Origin of the sequence: Saccharobesus litoralis, assembly GCF_003063625.1 — a bacterium.
Lineage (GTDB): Bacteria > Pseudomonadota > Gammaproteobacteria > Enterobacterales > Alteromonadaceae > Saccharobesus > Saccharobesus litoralis.
Genome location: NZ_CP026604.1, coordinates 1,254,098 through 1,275,858, shown reverse-complemented (window position 1 = coordinate 1,275,858; position 21,761 = coordinate 1,254,098). Strand labels below are relative to the sequence as shown.

The 21,761-nt window shown below is 41.9% G+C and carries 16 protein-coding genes; 5 read left to right on the top strand and 11 right to left on the bottom strand.

Features of this window, described 5'->3' with window-relative positions:
- Window positions 1-51: 51 nt before the first annotated feature.
- On the bottom strand, window positions 52-2,070 hold the full coding sequence (locus tag C2869_RS04485) for an alkaline phosphatase PhoX (RefSeq protein WP_108601815.1): 2,019 nt from the start codon (window positions 2,068-2,070) through the stop codon (window positions 52-54).
- Between the two features lie 823 nt (window positions 2,071-2,893).
- Here C2869_RS04485 and C2869_RS04480 point away from each other — a divergent pair.
- Complete coding sequence (locus tag C2869_RS04480) at window positions 2,894-3,742, top strand: SGNH/GDSL hydrolase family protein (RefSeq protein ID WP_108601814.1); 849 nt, start codon at window positions 2,894-2,896, stop codon at window positions 3,740-3,742.
- A 30-nt stretch (window positions 3,743-3,772) separates the two neighbouring features.
- Here C2869_RS04480 and putA read toward each other — a convergent pair whose 3' ends face one another.
- Window positions 3,773-6,913: a bifunctional proline dehydrogenase/L-glutamate gamma-semialdehyde dehydrogenase PutA gene (gene putA / locus C2869_RS04475; RefSeq protein ID WP_108601813.1), complete on the bottom strand. Its 3,141-nt coding sequence runs from the start codon at window positions 6,911-6,913 to the stop codon at window positions 3,773-3,775.
- A 445-nt stretch (window positions 6,914-7,358) separates the two neighbouring features.
- Window positions 7,359-7,985, bottom strand: coding sequence for a TIGR04211 family SH3 domain-containing protein (locus C2869_RS04470; RefSeq protein ID WP_159084031.1), 627 nt, complete (start codon window positions 7,983-7,985; stop codon window positions 7,359-7,361).
- 495 nt (window positions 7,986-8,480) lie between these two features.
- Between C2869_RS04470 and C2869_RS04465 the strand changes: the two genes are divergently transcribed.
- Window positions 8,481-10,028 (top strand): CYTH domain-containing protein, encoded by a 1,548-nt coding sequence (locus tag C2869_RS04465; RefSeq protein WP_108601811.1) that lies wholly within the window; start codon window positions 8,481-8,483, stop codon window positions 10,026-10,028.
- Window positions 10,029-10,228: 200 nt separating this feature from the next.
- On the opposite strand, the gene C2869_RS04460 is transcribed toward C2869_RS04465, so the two are convergent.
- From C2869_RS04460 to cutA, 8 genes are all read right to left on the bottom strand, one after another.
- On the bottom strand, window positions 10,229-11,236 hold the full coding sequence (locus tag C2869_RS04460) for a substrate-binding domain-containing protein (RefSeq protein ID WP_108601810.1): 1,008 nt from the start codon (window positions 11,234-11,236) through the stop codon (window positions 10,229-10,231).
- A 120-nt stretch (window positions 11,237-11,356) separates the two neighbouring features.
- Window positions 11,357-12,232, bottom strand: coding sequence for a 50S ribosomal protein L11 methyltransferase (prmA, locus tag C2869_RS04455; RefSeq protein ID WP_108601809.1), 876 nt, complete (start codon window positions 12,230-12,232; stop codon window positions 11,357-11,359).
- A 139-nt stretch (window positions 12,233-12,371) separates the two neighbouring features.
- On the bottom strand, window positions 12,372-13,718 hold the full coding sequence (gene accC, locus C2869_RS04450) for an acetyl-CoA carboxylase biotin carboxylase subunit (protein WP_108601808.1): 1,347 nt from the start codon (window positions 13,716-13,718) through the stop codon (window positions 12,372-12,374).
- Window positions 13,719-13,733: 15 nt separating this feature from the next.
- The gene (accB, locus tag C2869_RS04445; protein WP_108604960.1) at window positions 13,734-14,189 is read right to left on the bottom strand and encodes an acetyl-CoA carboxylase biotin carboxyl carrier protein; all 456 of its coding nucleotides are present in this window, start codon (window positions 14,187-14,189) and stop codon (window positions 13,734-13,736) included.
- Between the two features lie 33 nt (window positions 14,190-14,222).
- Window positions 14,223-14,678, bottom strand: coding sequence for a type II 3-dehydroquinate dehydratase (aroQ, locus tag C2869_RS04440; RefSeq protein WP_108601807.1), 456 nt, complete (start codon window positions 14,676-14,678; stop codon window positions 14,223-14,225).
- 166 nt (window positions 14,679-14,844) lie between these two features.
- Window positions 14,845-15,837, bottom strand: coding sequence for a GGDEF domain-containing protein (locus tag C2869_RS04435; RefSeq protein ID WP_108601806.1), 993 nt, complete (start codon window positions 15,835-15,837; stop codon window positions 14,845-14,847).
- A 283-nt stretch (window positions 15,838-16,120) separates the two neighbouring features.
- The gene (gene dsbD / locus C2869_RS04430; RefSeq protein ID WP_159084030.1) at window positions 16,121-17,881 is read right to left on the bottom strand and encodes a protein-disulfide reductase DsbD; all 1,761 of its coding nucleotides are present in this window, start codon (window positions 17,879-17,881) and stop codon (window positions 16,121-16,123) included.
- 92 nt (window positions 17,882-17,973) lie between these two features.
- Window positions 17,974-18,342, bottom strand: coding sequence for a divalent-cation tolerance protein CutA (cutA, locus tag C2869_RS04425; RefSeq protein ID WP_108601804.1), 369 nt, complete (start codon window positions 18,340-18,342; stop codon window positions 17,974-17,976).
- A gap of 256 nt (window positions 18,343-18,598) precedes the next feature.
- Here cutA and C2869_RS04420 point away from each other — a divergent pair, with 256 nt between their 5' ends.
- From C2869_RS04420 to groL, 3 genes are all read left to right on the top strand, one after another.
- Window positions 18,599-19,153, top strand: coding sequence for an FxsA family protein (locus C2869_RS04420; RefSeq protein WP_108601803.1), 555 nt, complete (start codon window positions 18,599-18,601; stop codon window positions 19,151-19,153).
- 173 nt (window positions 19,154-19,326) lie between these two features.
- Entirely contained in the window at window positions 19,327-19,614 is a 288-nt protein-coding gene (locus C2869_RS04415) for a co-chaperone GroES (RefSeq protein WP_108601802.1), read from the top strand.
- Window positions 19,615-19,798: 184 nt separating this feature from the next.
- A complete protein-coding gene (groL, locus tag C2869_RS04410) occupies window positions 19,799-21,445 on the top strand; it encodes a chaperonin GroEL (protein ID WP_108601801.1) in 1,647 nt (548 codons plus the stop codon).
- Window positions 21,446-21,761 lie beyond the last annotated feature (316 nt).

Sequence of the window (21,761 nt, the reverse complement as noted above, 5' to 3'; positions counted from 1 at the left end):
CTATAGCTCTCTGGTATTTGGCTATTGCGCCGTATTTCGCTTAACTACGTATTATTGCGCTACTTTAGGGTCAAATAACCATAAAGTGTTGTTAGTTTGACTACCGTCTTCACCAATCATGATGCGACCGTCGTCTAGCACTAATACGTTGTCAGGTTGGGCAATTTGGTCTACTGCACATTTTTCTGAACCGCTCACGCCTGAAACCATAGTTGAACCCATTAAGATAGGTTCGATACGAGATACGTTATAGTTAGCTTCAAGCGGCATACGGTAAACACCACCACAATCTTTAACACGCGTGTTAAGCGCAATATCACCAGTACCGTCAGTCATGGTGCTGTCGATATCAGAGATAGCGAAGTAAACGTATGCTTTGTTTACGTCTTCGCCGTCAATCATATCCTTACCTTCAACCGCTTCCATCGCACGCTTGATGTTAACGTTGATACCTTCCAATTTACGGAATTCAGCAGTTGCGCCTTTGGCTTTAGCGGCTTGACGAGTCTCAAGGAAGGCCACGCGATTATCCATTGGTTTACCAGCTGTTATGGCGTTACCTGTTGTATCTTTATCATTAGTCACAAGCGGATAAGTAGCATCGCCATTCGCCCACGCTTTTACATCAGCTATTGTTAAGTATTGCTCTTCGCCTGTTCCGTCTGGGTCAGCCTTTACGCCGTCAAATTGAGCTACCCAAGCTTCGATTTGTGCATTGTTACCAGAAGCCAGTTCAACCCAAGATACGTCGAAACCTGTTACTAAAGGTTCGTTTGATTTGTCTTGGGTTAATTTAGCGGCATATAAAGTACCTGAAGAAAGATCTTCAGCTTGATCGGCAACAAACTTAAGCAGTAACCCGCCGGTATCATCTTGCGTGGTGTAAACGGTTTTTCTGTCTGGCATGACAACCGAGTTTTCATGCTCTACACGACCAATTGTGAAGTGCTTAACTGGTTCTGGTTTTGCTTCAGTTGGATCTTTAATTTCAACAATGTAGCCGTAGCGATATGGGTTAGGGAAGTCAGAACCATCTGCGTCAAAGTCAACAAATTTAGTTAACTGAGATTGTTGGAAGTTATTAGGGCGTGTATTCCAACCGGCTGATGTACGATCGAGATCGTCGTCGATTGTCCATTCTTCAGAAGTTAATGGAGTGTCCCATGGTGTCATAGAACCGAAGCAGTTTGCTGCCGTGCCGTGCACACTTGAGAAGTCAATCATATCAGCAAAGTCCACTTTCCAAGAAAAGTCATCTTGCATTTTTAAGCGCATACGGCTCATGCCACCTGGTACATATTCCCAGTTAGTAAATAAATAGCCTTCGCCTTCGCCAGTACTGATAAAGCCGTTGAAATCAGGCATATCAGTGTCAACTACTAGGTTTTGGCGCGTACTGTCCATGATGTGACCTAACGCTGAAGCGCCTTGAATGGTGTTATTGTAAGTATCGCCGTTTTGGCCTAATACTTGGTATTCACCGATAGCGACACGCACTGATTGTTTTTCTGCATCAGTTTTTGCCAATGGTAATTCAGGCAATGATTTAGGCAGCTGATTTAAGTTTATGCCAGTGACTGCGCCTACAGTGCCTTTGTTGATCATTTTGCCCGCTTTGTCGGTAGCGGTATTAGCTGAATCTGGGTGTTGTGCATTAAAGAACAAGTAACCTTCTTTACTGACAAATGCGCCAGTGACTTCGGCACCTAAAGGCACAGTGGCTAAACGCGTTAAGCCTTGATTGATATAACCAGACTGGCCTTGCGCCCCTGTTTCACCTTGGTCGCCTTTTTCACCTTGTGCACCAGTTTCACCTGTATCGCCTTTTTCACCTTGTGCGCCAGTTTCGCCTTGGTCACCTTTTTCACCCTGTGCACCGGTTTCGCCTTGGTCGCCTTTCTCACCTTGCGCGCCAGTTTCACCGGTATCGCCCTTTTCACCTTGAACGCCTTTTGCACCTGTTTCACCGATAGCGCCTTGTGCACCATCGTCACCTTCTAAAGAACAACCTGTAAGAATACCGCTAATAGCAAGCGCTAACAGCGAATGTTTTAGAGTTAAGTTAGTCATTTTGTATTTTCCGTGGATAGTAAAAGGCGCTTTATTTTTATTGATATGTTGGGGTTAAAAATAAGCGCCATCATTTTTGTTTTTAACCGCGGCTAAGTTTTAGGGGCAAAGATGACAATGAGATTGCGAGTCAGTTAAGGCCAATTGATACTAATGTGACGAACAGCAATGAAATTTTTTTGTTGGCTAAATCTCAGGGTATCTGAATTTTAAAATTTATATATAGTTGATTTTTTATGGTTATATTTGTTTTTAAGGGGTTTCTCTTGACGGGTAAATAAATAGTTGTCCTAAGGTCATTTAATTTTTTACTGGTCAAACCTCTGTCTGTCATTGATGGGCAACTTGCTTGTCACTTCTTAGTCGTCATTCTTTCATATTTGTTTTCGTATTTTGTATAAAAAGGCTTAGCGCAAATGACTCGAGGTTGGTTGAATTTTAACCACTTGGTTTTTTATACTTCAATTATGCCTCTATTATTCCTAATAGCTTGTGGTGTAGATAAAACCCTAGGCTCATCGACTCTTTCGTTGTGAAGCGTGAGAACAGATTAATACATAGCATTACATTTTGTTTTCATAGTTTAGGTGGATAATTCGTGGTTTAAACCACTAAAAATACGATTTAATTTAACAGTATTAATAAATGGTTTAAATTGTTAAATTTTTGTTATATCTTAAGTTTTAGTTTGACACTGATTAAAGTTGTTAAATTGTTCACTCGTTCATTTACTGCTTGTGCAGATTAGCTCATCCGCTTGTGGTACTGCATTAGGTATAACTGGACTCAATTGATTGATTTTGTACAAAGGAAATTTAGTAGTATGCGAGATCTTTTTAGCGTTAAAAAAGTTAAATCTGTTCTAACCACCTGTGTTGCGGCGACTGTGTTGTTATCGTCTACCGCATTTGCCAACAGTAAGCAGGATGAAAATGCCATTTTAGTGATTGGTGCATCGTATGGTAATGCATCGACGCCGTTTATTAGTGGCATGCAAGCCCCTCTTGGTGGCATTGCGGTTAATTCAGGACGTTATTTGGCTTTAGGAGATGCATTAGTGCGTGAGCGCAGTTTATCTGGCCACGTTATCAATGAAGCGCAAGCGGGCGCCACCTCATTTGATCGGCTTGCTTGTTTTCCTGGCCCTGAATGTGTGGGACCAGGTTGGCAGGGTTTTGATAAACAGCTAACTAAAGCGTTAGCTCGCGTTACGGCGGGCCCAGATATTTTCGCTGACTACGTTTTAATATTGCGCGGCAATGATTGTAATCACCCTGATGCTTTCGGTATCCCTATGGATCAAACGAGTGAATGTACCGTTGAGCAAATTAATCAATCAGTTGATAACATGATTGCGGTAGGCCAGCGCGCTATCGATCTTGGTATTACGCCAATTTATGGTACGGCACCTGCCTATCAAAATTTAGATCTGCCGTTATTTAGAGATACGTTAGGATGGGATTGGATAGTTAGTGAGTATGCCTATAATTTATATGGTTCTATTTACAAAAGTCGCATTCAAGCTGAATTACCTTCAGCTATTTTCTTAGACAATATGTGGCAAGGTTTTGAGCATTTAGGTGATGGCTTACACCCAAATGATAAAACCACGCGTAAAGCGGCCAAACGTATTGCCAAAGCAATTAAAAAACATCAAAAACAAAATAACTAACCTCAACACAGGTTAATTTATTTATCTTCGTTATCGTTTAGCCATTAGCAGCTCTATATTGCCACCCATTGCGGCAGTATTGTTGCTAATGGTTTTTTCACACACAAAACGACTTAAATAGTGTGGGCCGCCTGCTTTGGGGCCTGTACCAGATAACCCTCTACCACCAAAAGGTTGACTACCGACGACAGCACCAATTTGATTGCGGTTAATGTAAATATTACCAACATTGGCGGTTTGGCAGATATGCTCGATGGTCGATTGATGGCGACTATGAATGCCTAACGTTAGGCCAAATTGTGATTGATTGATATCAGCAATGATTTGCTCTAATTCAGATCGTTGAAAGTGCACAATATGTAATATAGGACCAAAGTGCTCTTTGGTGAGAGCCAGCACACTATTAATCTTGATAATGGTAGGAGGCACATAATATCCAGTACTTGTTTGAACTTTGTTGGCTTGGAAAACAACGCGCCCTAATTTCCGTTGGCTGTCAATGTAACTGATTAACGCTTGTTGAGCGTCTTGTGAAATACAAGGGCCAATATCAGAAGAAAACAAACTGGGATCATCAATTTTTAAGGTTTGCAAAGCACCAATTAACATGGCTTCAATTTCTTCTGCTATTTCATTCTGAATATACAGCACTCGTAGTGCCGAGCATCTTTGTCCACAACTGGTAAATGCTGAATGGATAACATCTTTGACTATTTGTTCTGGTAGTGCAGTTGAATCAGCAATTAAACAGTTTTGTCCACCTGTTTCAGCAATGTAGGGCACTATAGCGGATTGATGCAGGGTGAGCTGCTGTTGTATGTGATGTGCTGTTTGATTAGAGCCAGTAAAACATAAGCCGTCGATTGATTGCTTATGTAATACCCAATCGGTTAGCTGCTGACCATCAATTAGCAGTAATTGCAGGGCAAAAGATGGAATGCCAACTTCATATGCCAGTTGAGTGGTGCGAAAAGCAATCAAGTTAGTATGGGAAGATGGTTTTGCGATAACACTATTGCCACAAACTAAGGCTGCCGCTATTTGCCCAACAAAAATAGCCAGTGGGAAATTCCAAGGGCTAATGCATAAAAACAGGCCGCGCCCCGTTAAGTGTAAGGTGTTTTTTTCACCCGTTACGCCTTGTAATGAACACGGTAGTAATGTGTCTTTAGCTTGCTGGGCGTAATAATGGCAAAAATCGATAGCTTCTTTAATTTCGTCAATCGCATCTTGCCACGTTTTACCTGCCTCACAGATCAATAGGCTCATCAATTCAAATTGATTTTTTTGCAGCTTGTCGGCAAAAGCATGGAGTTTGTGACAGCGCTGATCAAGTGCTTCATGTTGCCACTGGCTCAGATTAGCGCGCGCAAAATCAAATGCTTGCTGCACATCCGATTCTTGACATAATGCGTAACTGCCTATTTTGCGCAGCGGAAACGCGGGATTAAAAACATTGACACTTTTGTCATTAGTCACGTTTTGCCCTTGCACTAAACTTGCTGCTTGCCATTGCTTGTTATTGAATTGGGCAAGGTGACTGGTTACATATTTTTGATTATGTTGCAGATTGAGATTGATACCCGCGGCACTCAAGCGATCAGTAAACAAAGCTCGGGGTTTATGTAATGGTTTTGATTGGGTTAACGTACCAAAAGGCGATAGGCTGAGTTGTTGAGCACTAATGCTGTCATCTAATAGTTGATGAACAAAAGATGAGTTAGCCCCGTTTTCCAATAAGCGACGAACAAGGTAGGGCAATAGCTGTTTGTGATCACCAATTGGGGCGTAAATACGACAACTAAATGGCTCGAGTGTTTCGCCGCCTAGTTGTTGTGGGTGATTCAGTGCTAAATCATAGATAGCTTGCCCCATGCCATATAGGCGTTGGCATTCAAATTGCGCCGCTTGGCCATTCAGCCGTTTTTGTTTGGCTAGGGCGATAATGCATAACAGTGTATGAACATTATGGGTCGCAAACTGTGGGTATAACCAACGTTGACTAGACTGTTGAAACAAGAGTTGGGCGCAAGCAAGGTAATTAATATCGGTTGCCGCTTTTTGGGTGAAAACTGGATAATCGCTTATTGCCAGTTGTTGGCTGTGTTTGATTTCTTGGTCCCAATAAGCACCTTTTACAAGGCGCACAGGTATAACTTTATAGTGACTGCGCGCAAGCTCCCTTAACCATGCAATGACTGCAATCGCACGTTTTGAATAGGCTTGTACGGCTAAACCAAAATGAGTTTTGTTAAGCGTTGCTATTTGACAAAAAGTTGCTTTAAACACAGCTAAGGTGAGTTCTAGGCGGTCTGCTTCTTCGGCATCCAAGGTGATAGCAACACCGTGCTGATTAGCTAATGTCAGGAGTTTGACTAAGTTTGGTACTAATTGCTCGATAACTTGTTGTTGATTATTGGCTTGAAATTTGGGATGCAAAGCGGAAAGTTTGACTGAGATATGAGCATCTTGTTGATTTGCCACTGCTATGATGGCGTGTTGATAAGATTTTAAATAGCGAGTGGCATCGGCTTGGGTCATTGCCGCTTCACCCAGCATATCATAGGAAAAACAATAGCCCTTTGCTTGTAAAGCACGGCTATTTACGCCGATCTTGTCAACACTTTCACTCAATATAAATTGGTTAGCCATTAACTTAACGGCAGTGTCTAAAGCTAGTTTGATAACTGGCTTGCCTAAGCGTTTAAGCATATTGGCTAACGGATTGGCAGTGGCATGGCTGGCGGTAACCTTGCTACCTAATTCTAGCCCCCAAGTTGTCAAATTAACTAAACTCGAAGAGCTGTGTTGACTGTGCTTAGTCCAATCGGCAGCACTAAGCCTATCTTCGATTAACGCTTCGGCACTGATCGCATCAGGGATCCTTAATAGGGCTTCTGCTAAGCCCATTAATACCAAACCTTCTTGATTGGAAAGCCCATACTCTTGCAAAAATGCGGCTATTCCAGACACGGATTGATGTTGGCGTAAATCTGTAATTATTTTCTCGCAGGTTAGGCTTATTTCATCCAAAGCTAAGTTTTGTTGACTGGGTAAGGCTATTTGCTTAATAAAGTCCTGTTCATCACAGCAATAAGTGTCGGCGATTAATTGGGTTAATTGTGCTAAATCTGGCAAGTAGTCAGCTTGGCTTAAAAGCTTATTAATCATAATTCCAGCCCCCAATTTATGCCTAGCAAACAAGCAGGCTTTTTAAAAGTGTGGAGCAATATTAGATTAATGCCAACTGAGGCGGTGAAAAACTCAATCGCTAAATAAGCAAGTGACTAGTACTGTTTCCAGAAAAAATGATCAGTTGAAAGCACCGAGGTAGTAAGAAAACCAAATTAATGTAGGTCGAAATTTATTTCGACATTAGCAGCAGAGCTGCTTCAGGCTTGGTTTCTAGGCGCAATATTGCCTAATATCAACAGCCATTGTTGAGGCACCAAAAGTAGGCGCTTTAAGCGAGCGTCGAACCTACAAAAATAGCTGGCATTGTTTCAACTCATCAAAATTAAATTGAAAAGGTACTAAATACACATAGAGGAAAGGGGTAAAAATATTATGTAAGTTGTGGGACTGTATAGATGCCAGTCCCAATACATTTTATTGACTATAAATCGCCATAACCAAAGTCACGACGTTTCTTCCGTTTAGGTAAAAACGGCAGCATGTAACCGATAATCATGCCAAATAATAAAACACCACCGCCTTTCATTAGCCACTCTAATTGAATTTTATGCGCTTGGTTTTGTTTTTCATTTTGCAATACGTTAAGTGATTCAGTTTTCGCTTGCAGTTCATTTTGCAATTGATTGACTTGTTGACTGAGTTGCTCGGTTTGCTGAGTGATGCTAGCCAATTTTTGGTTTGTATTCGTTAACTGCGATTGGGTAGCTTGCAGGCTTTTATCTTGTTCGGTGAGTTGCTTATTGAGGATTTCGATTTGTTGCGATTTGCCCGCTTGTAATGATAAAAACTTGTTTTCTATCCAGCCTTGGCGACCTTTTTCGTCTTCTACTTGGCTGAATTGGTTTTCGTCATTAGTTGCTAACACTTTGAGTGGCGAACCCGCGGTGATACTACCTAAAATACGATAGTTTCGGCTTGGTCCGGTATGCATATAAATAAATAGATCATCGGCTACATAGCCATCTGGTTTATCTTCATTTTCGGCTTGAACAGAAGCTGAAAAGGCAACCAATAAAAGGGATAAAGTAAATAGTATTCTGCGCAACATAGTCAATACCGCTTGTCGAGACATATTGCTGCTAAGAGAGCAGCTAGTGTAGTTATTATTGTAGCGTGTAACATAGCCTATGCTATTCGATTTTGATAAGCAAATTATTGTTAGGTATTGATATATAAGGTTTGTTTATCTGTAACTATTCAGCGTGTTTTTAAATAGAGGGAGAATTTCTACCACCGGTATTAAAAATTATCGTCATACCTGAGAAATCAGGTATCCAGCGCCTTTGTTAAAGTAAATTCAACTATGTGTACGGTACAAAGTCGCTAGATTACCGCATTCGCGGCAATGACGAGGGTAAATAGCAAAACTATGGTTTGTAAATCTACTACGCTGAATAATTACGTTTATCTTAATAAAACAGTTAGTCAATCATCAAAATCAATTGTTCTGGTCAAAAAACAGCCTATCACTTCTTGGTTACTATTGCGTTCGACGCAAGACTTATGTATTTTGTCGCTTCGTAATTAGGTAAAAATAAACTTTATGGATACTGAGATAGAGCTGAAGTTCTTTATCGCTCCTTTTACAGACAAGAATAACCATCAAGTCATTCAAGCAATCGATACTCTACTTGAACAGAGCGCTAAGCAACTCCAAAAGTCGACCAAGCGCTTGGTTAATACGTATTTCGATACTCCTCAACAAGCGCTTAGACAACTTGATTTTGGCCTGCGAGTTCGTACGGTTGATGGTCAATCTGAACAAACGATCAAAACCGCGGGTACAGTCGTTGGTGGTTTGCATAAGCGACCAGAATACAACGTAGATATCGACACCCAGCGTCCGGATTTAAGTTTATTTCCTAGTAAAATATGGCCTGAATTAATTTCCCCCTACGATCTGCAACAAGAAATTAAACCGCTATTTACTACTGATTTTACCCGTACAAAGTGGGAACTCATTTTTGCTGATACTCAGCTTGAGCTGGTGCTGGACTTAGGTGCAGTCGAAGCCAATGATGATAAACAAGACATTCGCGAAATTGAAATAGAATTAATTGACGGCGATGTGCGAGCGATTTTTGAGTTAGCTAATCTATTAACCGAGCAATTGCATTTACGTTTATCGAATGACTCTAAAGCAGCGCGTGGCTATCGCCTTTTCCATGGTAAAAAGTTGGCAAACCATGCCGAGCTTAAAGCTGTTAAAGTAGAGCGAGATATAAGTATTGAACAGGCTTTCATCAATACGGTTCAGCATGGTTTAAGCTATTGGCAGTATCATGAAGAAGTTTACCTGTCGTCACATAAGGTATCGTCATTACGCAATATGGCGCAGGGTATTAACTTAATCCAACATACATTAAAGCTTTATCAAAACCTGATCCCAGCCAAAGCCAGTCAATCAATTGATAATGAATTAGCTTGGCTAAGCCAAGAATTTGCTTGGGTTGATGAGGCTTGTGCTTGCCATCAACTCGCGAGTGCCAAAGGTACGTTTAAAAAGCGTTTAAGTAATCAAAGTAAAGTCACTGAAGAGTTTAGTGAGCGTAAAAAGCAGATTGTTGAGCAGCATAATCCCATCGCGTTATTTTATAGTGAGCGTTACAGTCGACTGATCATTAACTTAGTTAAGTGGTTATATGAAAAAGCGTGGCGCTGTTATGCGGATATTGACGAAGCGCAATTAAATGCTTATTTGCTGTCGGTTGCGGATCAGTTTCAGCAAGAAAGCTGGTCTGAATTAAAACAGGCAATGCCACGTAAACAAGAGTTTAGTGCTGATAATTATATTGATGCCAAAGACAGCCTAAATCATGGTTTGTTAACTGGGATCTGTGTTGGCGGCTTATATCCAGATGACGAATGGCGTTCATTTCGTGGACCTTGGTTGGATATTATGCAAGGCATCAATGATTTGTACACTTTTGAAATTTTACAAAGTCATTTGATGAGTCACAACAATGAAATGGATTTAGATGGTCGAGCTGAGTTGTTAGATTGGAGTGCTAATAAAAAGAGCTCGCTTATTTCAGTGATGGAACAGTCACGACGCAGCGCTCTAAAAGTAATACCATACTGGCAGTATTAGATTGGGTTTTGATGCTCTTGTTTTAGGCTTATTGTTAGCGATAACAACGAGCCAATAGCAGCAAAGCTGCTAATGTCGAAATAAATTTCGACCTACACGGATGTAGGGAATGCCGTTAAGCGTCCGGAACTGCGCACGGCGACCTACACGGATGTAGGGAATGCCTTTCCTTCATCCTTTACCAAGTTATTCCAATAATTTTACTGCGTACACCTTGCATAATTGTCTTGTGTACAGTGGGTTAACTCCGTGAATATTTGCGGTTCATAGGCCTGGTCAGTCACAATTTTATACAGGGTGTGGATTGCTTGCTCACCCATTTTTGCTGGTTTTTGCCCTACGTTGATTTTCGATAATCCCTGCTGTAATAAATCTAATTGCTCTTGAGTGGTGTCTGCGACCAATAATGTATGGTTGGGGTGAGAAACCTTTAATTGTTTCATCATAGTTGGATATGAGCTGTGATATTGCGGCCAACCACCAACAGCCACGACTGCAATATTATCTGGGCGGGTTAACATGTCTTGTAGTTGCTTAACGGCTCTTTCTTGGTCTGACCAACTATATAGCGGACAATCAGCGTGTTCTGTCCAGCCATTAATATTGACTAGGCGTCTGATCCGCGCTGGATTAATCAACTTAGGCTCGGCGACAGATAAAGCGGCTCGAATACCAGAGATACGCTCATCTAAGTTTACTGAGTCTTTACGTCCCGTTTGAATGCACAATGTGCCTCCTTCTGGGCGCATGGATTTTAATGTTAAACCTAATTTGACACCCAAATCAAAATTGTTAGTACCAATATAGGCTTTGCGAACATTAGGAAAGCGTTTTGCTGTTGAGTCGTCAATATCTGAGTCGAAAGTGACGAGTGGAATATCGTTTTTGACTAAAACCGGTAGGGTGCGTCGAGCAACATAGCTGTCTAATAAAACGCTAAAAGCGACACCATCTATACCTTGGTCAATTAGTTTTTCAAGGATCAAATGTTGGGAGATGGCATTGGCTTTATTAGGGCCTTCAAATACACATTCAACATTGCCAAGGGCTTTGGCGGCTCGTTCACAGCCTATTTTGACTTGTTGAAAAAAAGGGTTGCTTTGATCTTTTGGGATCACAGCAAAACGCCATGTTTTGGCTTGAACTGATGTGATTAGCAACAGCCCAAGCAACAGCATAAGAGTACGGGTAATTGTCATTTTCAGCATTTGTGACCGTTTACAGCCCAACCGTTTTGTGGCTCGTCATCGTCAACTATAGTTAACGTTTTTACTGACTACAAATTAACATGGAACAGCCCGTTAGCGTAACCCTTTACCTAGGATTAATTATCGTTTAGTACCAGATACTCGACACCAATCTTCTTGTTGAGCGACTGGGTCTAAGTCAAACCACTGGGCATATATCTCGCAAATTTGTTCTGCTTGGCTAGCAAGTATGCCTGATAGGGCTAACTTACCGCCAGGTTTTACATAATCGGTTATCACTTGTGCTAATTCACGTAGTGGTCCCGCTAAAATATTTGCTACGACGACGTCGGCTTGCAGATTGGGTTGGTTATTCGGTAAAAATAATTCGATTTTATCTTCAACTTGGTTACGTTTAGCGTTTTCTTTGGACGCTTCAATCGCTTGAGGGTCAATATCGATACCGACAACCCGTTGCGCTCCTAGTTTGAGTGCGGCAATAGCTAATATGCCTGAACCGCAGCCAAAATCGACCACGACTTGGTCATCTTGAATGTGGCTGTCTAGCCATTGTAAACATAAGCCTGTAGTTGGATGGGTGCCGGTACCAAAAGCTAAACCGGGATCGAGCAAGACATTAACGGCTTGTTCGTCAGGGACATCGCGCCACGATGGACAGATCCACAAACGCTCACCAAATTGCATAGGATGAAAGCTATCCATCCATTCGCGTACCCAGTCTTTATCTTCAAGCTGCTCTACTTTATAAAAACCTTTGCTGCCGGCATTGGATGCTTGTAAACGCAGTAAGATTTTATCAACATCGACTTCAGCATCATATAAACCCACTACGGTTGTCGCTTCCCACAATAAAAATTCGCCAGGCATAGGTTCGTAAATGGGGGTGTCTGCTGCATCAAGAAAGGTGACTGCTGCGGCGCCCGTGCCTGTCATATGGTCGGAAATGGCATCGGCTGATTCTTTATCTGTCGTGTAACGAACTTGGATCCAAGGCATGGCGGGTCTCGATTGGTGTTTAAAATTTTAAGGCGGGGATTTTAGCCTAAACTGGCTAAACAAAAAAGGCGACGCTTTAAATTACAAGCGACGCCTTTTGTCGGCAGATTACTGCCAAATCACAAGTCCAGAAAGGAAACTAGTGATCCATTCCGAGTTTTTTCTCTAAATAGTGGATATTGCTACCACCATTTTGGAAGTTCTCGTCATCCATTATCTTTTGTTGTAAAGGTACATTAACTTTAATACCTTCAACCACTAACTCGTCTAGTGCATTTTTCATACGGGCAATCGCAATACCGCGATTTTCGCCAAACGTAATCAGCTTACCAATCATAGAGTCGTAGTGAGGTGGTACTGTGTAACCCGCATAAATGTGCGAATCCCAGCGTACACCCATACCGCCTGGTGAATGGAAACGAGTGATTTTACCCGGTGAAGGAATAAAGCGCTCTGGATCTTCAGCGTTAATACGACATTCGATCGCATGGCCTTTAATTTTAATATCGTCTTGAGTTAACGATAATGGCTGGCCAGCGGCAATTTTTAATTGCTCTTTAATCAAGTCAACACCGGTAACCATTTCAGTAACTGGGTGCTCAACCTGAATACGCGTATTCATTTCGATAAAGTAGAATTCGCCGTTTTCGAATAAGAATTCGAACGTACCCGCACCACGATAACCAATTTCGATACAAGCACGCGTACAGCGTTCACCAATGAACTTACGCATTTCTTCAGTGATACCTGGCGCTGGCGCTTCTTCAACGACTTTTTGGTGACGACGTTGCATTGAACAGTCACGCTCGCCTAAGTGAATTGCGTTACCTTGGCCATCTGCTAATACTTGAACTTCAACGTGACGTGGGTTTTCAAGGAATTTTTCCATGTAAACCATGTCGTTGTTAAATGCAGCACCGGCTTCTGATTTCGTTAATTCAATTGACTCAATTAACTCAGCTTCAGAGCGCACAACACGCATACCACGACCACCACCACCACCGGCAGCTTTAACAATGATCGGATAACCAATACGCTTAGCGATTTGCTTGTTAGTTTGCGCATCTTCACCAAGTGGGCCATCAGAACCAGGTACACAAGGTACGCCAGCTTTTTTCATGGCTTTAATCGCTTCAACTTTGTCACCCATAATGCGAATTGAATCCGCTTTTGGACCAACAAAAATAAAGCCACTTTGTTCTACTTGCTCGGCAAAATCAGCATTTTCTGATAAGAAACCATAGCCGGGGTGAATAGCCACGGCATCGGTGACTTCAGCCGCCGCAATAATGCGAGGAATATTTAAATAGCTGTCGATTGAAGGTGCTTTACCAATACAAATGGTTTCGTCAGCCAACAAAACGTGCTTTAACTCTTTATCGGCTTGCGAGTGAACCGCAACCGTTTTAATACCGAGCTCTTTACACGCGCGTAAAATACGCAACGCGATCTCGCCTCGGTTTGCAATGACTAGTTTATCTAACATAGTAAGCCGACCTTATTATTCGATTTCGAATAGTGGTTGGTCGAATTCTAATGCGTCGCCGTTTTGCGCGAAGATAGTCTTAATTGTACCGGCTTTGTCTGCAGTGATTTCGTTCATCATTTTCATTGCTTCAACGATACACAATGTTTGACCTACAGATACTTGAGCACCAACTTCTACGAAAGAAGGAGCGTCTGGCTTAGGAGATGAGTAGTAAGTACCAACCATAGGTGATTTAACTACGTGACCAGTTGGGCCTGCTGGAGCTGCAGGCGCAGCTTCTGCTGGAGCCGTAGGTGCTGCGGCCGGTGCTGCTACTGGAGCCGCAACCGCTGCTACTGGAGCTGCAACCGCTGCTACTGGAGCCGCACGGCTAATGCGTACAGACTCTTCACCTTCAGTGATCTCTAATTCAGAGATACCTGATTCTTCAACTAGTTCGATTAATTTTTTAACTTTACGAATGTCCATAGCCATAGTGGTTATTCTCTCTTGTAATAAAAGTTATTCTGCTTTGGATAAAAACTCATGTGCTGATTGCAGCGCATAGCTGTAACCGGCAATGCCCAAACCGCAAATTACGCCTTGGGCAACGTCTGAAAAATAGGAATGGTGGCGAAATGCTTCGCGCTTGTGCACGTTGGATATGTGCACTTCAATAAAAGGAATATCAACCGCTAAAATAGCATCACGCAACGCCACACTTTGGTGGGTAAAGGCCGCTGGGTTGATAATAATAAAGTCAACTTGTTGAAATGCAGCGTGAATGCGCTCAATTAGCTCAGCTTCCGAGTTAGACTGGACACTTTCAAGTGATAAGCCTAAAGAAGCGGCTTGCTTAGCTAGGTTTTGCTCAATGTCGGCTAAAGTATGATGGCCATAAACAGCGGGTTCACGTTTACCCAGCATATTTAAGTTAGGACCATTTACCAATAAAATATGCTTAGCGTTATTTGACATTAAGTGACCTTAAATTTAGCTAATTTGCAGATATCTTCGGTGAAATCATACAAGTTTAAATCTTTCGGCTAAATATAACGGGTTTTACAACAATTTGAAACGAAAAACTCGCAAAACACTGGTCTAACCTGAAAAATTTGCACGATGTCAGATTTTGTCTACTAAATTAGAACAATTCAATGTCATTTGAGGCGCCAGGCGCTTCATCTAGTTTGTTTTGTTCGATCAGGGTTTCGTAACAACTTGCTTTATTACGCCCTAGCTCTTTGGAGTGATACAAGGCTTTATCGGCTCGGCCAATGATAGTTGTCGGTAGTACGTTGTCTACGAGTTGGGTATAGCCGATACTAATGGTGACACGGCCAACCTGTGGAAAATAATGGTTTTCGACTAGTTGTCGAAACCTTTCTAACACCGAACCAGCCATTGCCAAGTCGACGCGTTTTATAATAATCACAAACTCTTCGCCCCCGTAACGAAACAACATGTCTTCGTCTCGAAAGCATTTTTGCATCAGTTGCGCTAGGGTTAGTAACACTTCATCGCCAATCAAGTGGCCAAAATTATCATTTAGGCGCTTAAAGTGATCAATGTCTAACATGGCAAAACAATGGCGGTGAGGTTCTTCGCTGCCGTCTTGGTTTCGCCTATGCTCAGTTGTCGATAACAGTTTGTTAAGCGTGCCATCAAAGGTTTGGCGATTAAATAAGCCGGTTAGGGCGTCATGATTGCTGGTGCGTAATAAATTTAATTGATTACTGTATATAGCAATGTAGGCGGCGAGAACGGTTTGTTTGTCTAAATCTTCAATGGCGTGGCCATCAATAATTAACGCACCAAAATATAAGTTTCTAGCCATTAATGGATAAACGATTTGGTCTTGGCTTAAATCAAATTCTATTGATGCGTGCTCTTTGATGAGTGCATCGAGTAATTGGGTGTCTTGGCTGACTTGAGATTTTAACTCATCTTGGCTGAGTGTTGGGGACAGATGCAGTAGCTCGTAATGGCCATGCGATGCGGGCAAGCGATTATTGTATAGGCGTATTTCTGCATCGGGGAACAATCCTTTAACCAATTGGACAAATGTATCATGCAAACCTTCGGCATCAATTTGCGCAGTGAGTTGAATAATTTGTTCGTGGTAATAATACGACAACGTTGCCGCCCCTTGCTTGTTAATTATAGTTAAAGCGATCAGGTTTTAGGGGCAGGTTTCTAGTTCCAGACGAAACCTAAGTACTTACATCCATGTAAGCAAAGCCGTCAAGCTTTGAGACCCCATGAGCATATGCTCTACTATGTGATTGGGGCGAGTAAGCGCTGACAATGAACCATAAGACCTGAGCGAGAAGACTATACTGCTTGATATGGTTTAAAAGTATAGACGTTTTTATTGTATTCTACAGGGCAATAACATGAATTATTGCCCTGTATACCTGCTATTGCTGTGTTTGTTTGACTGCGCCTATAAATTCGTCAGGGGGTAAAAATCCGCGGATCCTTTGGTTACTAAGCTCAATGCCTTGTGTAGTAAAGATCATCACAGTAGGAGCCGGTGGGCCAACAATTCCCCACGACTTAATTAACGCATCATGTTCACTATTAAACTCGGTCACGTCCAATTGTAGCCATTGATAGTCTTTTAGTGTTGCTTGTACGTTGGCGTTAGCAAAAGTGATATGTTCAAATTCTTTACAGCCGACACACCATTCAGCGGTAATGTCTAGTAATACGGGTTGACCAGCTTGCTTAGCTTTATCTAACTCTTGCTGAATTTGCACTGCAGAAGTGGTGACTAAAAAGGGTAATTCTAGCTTTTTGTAGCCTTGTGCCGCTTGACCAAAGTAGATGGCTACCAACAAACTGACTAAAGTGATGCCACCGGATAACTTAATGTTTTGTTGTCGTTTAAACTGAAAACCAAAGAATACCGCACAGGCCATGGCCAGTAACGCAGCCAACAACAATACATATTGCTCTTGCATAAAGCGCGCGAACAACATAATTGGTACTGCCAGTAATATAAAGGCAAAGAGTTTTTTAACGCTTTCCATCCAGCCACCGGCTTTCGGTAACCATTTACCACTGCTAGCGCCAATAATCAGTAAAGGTAAGCCCATACCAATTGACAGTATGTATAAGGTAACAAATCCGAATAATGCATCGCCGGTTTGAGCAACGTAAAGCAGCGCGCCAGACAAAGGCGCTGTGGTACAAGGCGAAGCTATTAACCCCGACAATACGCCCATGGCTAATGCACCTTTAAAGTTACCTTGTTTTTGCTCCATGCTTTTGGCATTTAATTTATTAACCCAGCTACTCGGAAGCTGCAATTCGTACCAACCAAACATGGAACCTGCCAAAGCAGCAAACATAATAGATAAGCCGATAAGCACAGCTTGGCTTTGTAATACAGCCTGAAAGCTGGCTCCTGCTAGTGCTGCGAGTAACCCTAAAGCCGCATAGGTTAGTGCCATGCCTTGCACGAAACTAAGCGATAATAAAAACGCAGCTTTATTGGTTAGCTTTTCTTGACCGACTAATACACTAGAAAGGATAGGGTACATAGGGAAAACACAAGGCGTTAAAGCTAATCCGACACCTAACGCAAAAAATACCAATAACACAATAAACCAGCTTTGGCTTTGTAAAAACGAACTTAAGCTTGACTCATCGGTACTCAAATCAGAAAAATCTGTACTTGCATTCAGTCCCCCCGTAGCGCCGCTATTTATCGGAGTTAGCAAAACTTCTTTAACGCTGGGTGGATAGCATAATCCTGCTTCGGCACAACCTTGATAACGTATTTTAATAACGCCTTGTTCAAGCGCAAAATTGAGTGGGATCTGCGCGCTAAATTGTTGTTTGTAGATCTCAGTTTGACCGTAGTATTCGTCTTCGTAAGGTAAACCCTCAGGCAAAATTACGTCACTAAAACTTGCGTTATCTGCGGCAAATTTAAATTGTTTTTTATAAAGGTAATATCCGGGGGCAATATCAAATTGAATATCGACTTTGTCACCATTCTGGATAAAGTTAAAGGCGAACGCTTTGTCTATGGGTAAAAAGTCCGGCTCTTGCTCGCTTTCTTCAGCAAATAAATCATCCAGAGAAGACGAGTTACTTGAAAAGAGTGGTTCGGCATTATTAGCAATTGGCTGTTGGGTTAATGTCTTGTTTTGTGCGTTAACGGATTGCATTGTGAATAACAACGCAGCGAAAAGTGCTAGCGTTAGCGCCCACAATGGCAAATTTTTTATTAAAAGTGACGGCTTACAAACTTTTAATAACATCATTCTGTTTGGCCTTGTTGTTGATTGGAACTTGGGGTAAGACTGTCGATCAGCCATTGTGCATATTCGTCGGAAATAGCACACATATTAACTGCCGTTATCTCAGGGACATCATAACTATGCTGACTTTTGATAAAAGCTTGCAATCCTTCGAAATGTCTACCCAATGTTTTAATTTTTAATAAGTATTCGTTGTCCATGACGATACGGCCTTGCCAAGAATATACTGATTCAATGGCATCAACTATATTCACGCATGCAGCGTGTTTATGGCGCACAATACCGTTAGCCAGCTCTTGGGCTTCCTGTTTGGTTGGCGTTGTGCAAAACACCAATATTGGTGTATCGGCTTGTATATCATTTTTCATAGTATTGTTCTTGCAAATCAGCAGTTAAACATGTGAACGACCAATGTCAGTCGATAAATAACCGTAGATTAAACTTGAAAAGTTTCGTTTGCCACCCATATGTCATAATATGTCAGTGTCGTGGCGCGTTACACAAGTAATCAGTAAAATGCTTTACAGAAATTCTTACGCTACTGCCTCAGTAGACAGGCAAAGCAACGACAATATTACAGCGCCACCGACTAATTTATTTTTTATCAATTTAAATTGAGAACTTATGTTTGCAAAATTATTTATATTATTCGCCATTATGCCAATCATCGAAATTGCGCTGTTACTCGAAGTTGGCGAAATAATTGGCGGTTGGACCACTTTAGGTATCGTAATTTTAACCGCATTTATTGGCGCTAAATTAGTGCGGGAACAGGGTATACAAACCTTACACAGTTTACGAACCCAAACGGCTTCAGGGCAATTACCAGCGCAAACTTTGGTTGAAGGCTTAATGTTACTTATTGCAGGTGTACTGTTAGTCACCCCAGGTTTTGTGACCGATGCGATTGGCTTTTTGCTAACAATCCCTGTTACGCGTAAACCGATAGCCTTGGCCGTGTATGCGCAAATTAAAGACAAGTTAGTTGTTCAATCGAATATGCAGGGCGGATTTCATTCTCAACAAGGTTTTCACCAGCAAGACTTTCAGCATCATGACTTTCACCAAAAAAGGCAACACGATCTTGGCGCTAACCCGTTTGACCGCCAACCTAAAAAAGGTTCAAACCCAAGTCAGCAGGGTGACATTATTGATGGTGAATTTGAGCGTAAAGATTAGTTAAAGTTGCGTTTTGCAGCCGTTTTACATTCTTTTTTAAAAATTTTTATAAAATAGCCTTGTATTTCAAAAGGCCTATCCCCAAATAACATCCCAACAATGTAAAGGCTCAACAAAGTGAGTTGAGCCTAAATTTTTTCAATATCACATTTGTTCTTAGGAGATTAAGAAAAATGGCAATTCGTCCTTTACAAGATCGCGTGATCGTTAAACGCTTAGAAGAAGAAACAAAATCTGCAGGCGGTATCGTATTAACTGGCAGCGCAGCAGAAAAATCTTCAAAAGGTGAAGTTATCGCCGTAGGTCCTGGTCGTGCTTTAGAAAATGGTTCTCGTCAAGAATTAGACGTTAAAGTCGGTGAAACGGTTCTATTTGGTTTCGCTATCGACAGCACGCAAAAAATCGATGGTGAAGAAGTGTTGGTGATGAAAGAAGACAATATCTTAGCGGTATTTGAATAACTTCTTCATATTCAGACTTTATGCGGCATTGTCTTCGCTTTTTGCTCGGTCACTTATTGGAATAAGCTCCCTCGCGAAAATCTTGACGGCTTTGCCTAAAGCCCGACTATTTTGAAGTTAAATTGTCGGGTATTAAACAAACAGAATTAAATCTAACGATTGAAAGAATTTAGGAATATAGAAAATGGCAGCAAAAGAAGTCAAATTCGGTAACGACGCTCGCGTTAAAATGCTTGCGGGTGTAAACATTTTAGCAGATGCAGTTAAAGTAACTTTAGGTCCAAAAGGCCGTAACGTTGTATTAGACAAGTCATTCGGTGCGCCAAACATCACTAAAGATGGTGTTTCTGTAGCTAAAGAGATCGAACTAGAAGACAAGTTCGAAAACATGGGCGCACAAATGGTTAAAGAAGTTGCGTCAAAAGCTAACGACGAAGCGGGTGACGGTACAACGACTGCAACTGTATTAGCACAAGCCATCGTAAACGAAGGTCTTAAAGCGGTTGCTGCGGGTATGAACCCAATGGATCTTAAACGTGGTATCGATAAAGCCGTTGCTGCTGCAGTTGTTGAGCTTAAAGCATTCTCTGTTCCTTGTGCAGACAACAAAGCTATCGCGCAAGTCGGTACTATCTCTGCTAACTCTGATACTGAAGTTGGTGAAATCATCGCTTCTGCTATGGATCGTGTTGGTAAAGAAGGCGTAATCACAGTTGAAGAAGGTCAAGCGTTAGAAAACGAACTTGATGTAGTTGAAGGTATGCAATTCGATCGCGGTTACCTTTCTCCTTACTTCATCAACAACGCTGAAAACGGCTCAGTTGAGTTAGAAAACCCATTCATTCTTCTTGTAGACAAGAAAATCTCTAACATTCGTGAATTATTACCGACGTTAGAAGGCGTTGCTAAGTCTAGCCGTCCTCTATTAATCATCGCTGAAGACGTTGAAGGTGAAGCATTAGCCACTTTAGTTGTTAACAACATGCGCGGTATCGTTAAAGTTGCTGCAGTTAAAGCACCTGGTTTTGGTGACCGTCGTAAAGCAATGTTACAAGACATCGCGACTCTTACTGCGGGTACTGTTATCTCTGAAGAAATCGGCTTAGAAGTTGAAAAAGCCACTTTAGAAGACCTAGGTCAAGCTAAGCGCGTAGTTATCTCTAAAGACAACACAACTATCATCGACGGTGTTGGTGAAGAAGATGCAATCCAAGGTCGCGTAGCGCAAATTCGTGGTCAAATCGAAGAATCAACTTCAGATTACGACAAAGAAAAACTTCAAGAGCGTTTAGCTAAATTAGCTGGCGGTGTTGCCGTAATCAAAGTGGGTGCAGCCACTGAAGTTGAAATGAAAGAGAAAAAAGCTCGCGTAGAAGATGCATTACACGCGACTCGCGCAGCAGTTGAAGAAGGTGTAGTACCGGGTGGTGGTGTTGCTCTAGTTCGCGCTGCCGCTAAAATTGCGGGCGTAACTGGTGACAACGAAGACCAAAACCACGGTGTTGCAGTTGCACTACGTGCAATGGAAGCGCCTTTACGTCAAATCGTAACTAACGCAGGTGAAGAAGCTTCAGTTGTTGTTAACAACGTTAAAAACGGCGAAGGTAACTATGGTTACAACGCAGGTAACGACACTTACGGCGACATGTTAGAAATGGGTATCCTAGATCCAACTAAAGTGACTCGCTCTGCATTACAATTCGCTTCATCTGTTGCATCATTAATGATCACTACCGAAGCTATGGTTGCAGAAGTACCACAAGACGCAGCTCCAGCAGCCCCAGATATGGGCGGTATGGGCGGTATGGGCGGCATGGGCGGTATGATGTAATTTTGCGTCACATTTGCACTTTTTACTGCATTGCCTTCATATTTCACCCTAGTCACATACTTCCGTGTATGCTCCTAGGGTTGAAACATTCGGCGGCTTTGTCTAAAGCGCAACTGTTTAGCAAAATAGTCTGAACACCTATCTGTCTAAAAACAGATTTAAAAAGCCCGAGTAGAAATACTCGGGCTTTTTTGTGTTTATAAAAGAGCAAAAGGAATTACGTGTAGCTTGAAAATATTTCCCTGTAGGTGCGTATGAGACACAAACTTAATTAAAAATCCGTAGGTCGCCATGAGTACAACGAATCGCGACACGA

Bases quoted from the DNA above. Each gene is read 5' to 3' on its own strand.
- C2869_RS04485 (WP_108601815.1), bottom strand. From the start codon at position 2,070: ATGACTAACTTAACTCTAAAACATTCGCTGTTAGCGCTTGCTATTAGC.
- C2869_RS04480 (WP_108601814.1), top strand. From the start codon at position 2,894: ATGCGAGATCTTTTTAGCGTTAAAAAAGTTAAATCTGTTCTAACCACC.
- putA (WP_108601813.1), bottom strand. From the start codon at position 6,913: ATGATTAATAAGCTTTTAAGCCAAGCTGACTACTTGCCAGATTTAGCA.
- C2869_RS04470 (WP_159084031.1), bottom strand. From the start codon at position 7,985: ATGTTGCGCAGAATACTATTTACTTTATCCCTTTTATTGGTTGCCTTT.
- C2869_RS04465 (WP_108601811.1), top strand. From the start codon at position 8,481: ATGGATACTGAGATAGAGCTGAAGTTCTTTATCGCTCCTTTTACAGAC.
- C2869_RS04460 (WP_108601810.1), bottom strand. From the start codon at position 11,236: ATGCTGAAAATGACAATTACCCGTACTCTTATGCTGTTGCTTGGGCTG.
- prmA (WP_108601809.1), bottom strand. From the start codon at position 12,232: ATGCCTTGGATCCAAGTTCGTTACACGACAGATAAAGAATCAGCCGAT.
- accC (WP_108601808.1), bottom strand. From the start codon at position 13,718: ATGTTAGATAAACTAGTCATTGCAAACCGAGGCGAGATCGCGTTGCGT.
- accB (WP_108604960.1), bottom strand. From the start codon at position 14,189: ATGGACATTCGTAAAGTTAAAAAATTAATCGAACTAGTTGAAGAATCA.
- aroQ (WP_108601807.1), bottom strand. From the start codon at position 14,678: ATGTCAAATAACGCTAAGCATATTTTATTGGTAAATGGTCCTAACTTA.
- dsbD (WP_159084030.1), bottom strand. From the start codon at position 17,881: ATGCAATCCGTTAACGCACAAAACAAGACATTAACCCAACAGCCAATT.
- cutA (WP_108601804.1), bottom strand. From the start codon at position 18,342: ATGAAAAATGATATACAAGCCGATACACCAATATTGGTGTTTTGCACA.
- C2869_RS04420 (WP_108601803.1), top strand. From the start codon at position 18,599: ATGTTTGCAAAATTATTTATATTATTCGCCATTATGCCAATCATCGAA.
- C2869_RS04415 (WP_108601802.1), top strand. From the start codon at position 19,327: ATGGCAATTCGTCCTTTACAAGATCGCGTGATCGTTAAACGCTTAGAA.
- groL (WP_108601801.1), top strand. From the start codon at position 19,799: ATGGCAGCAAAAGAAGTCAAATTCGGTAACGACGCTCGCGTTAAAATG.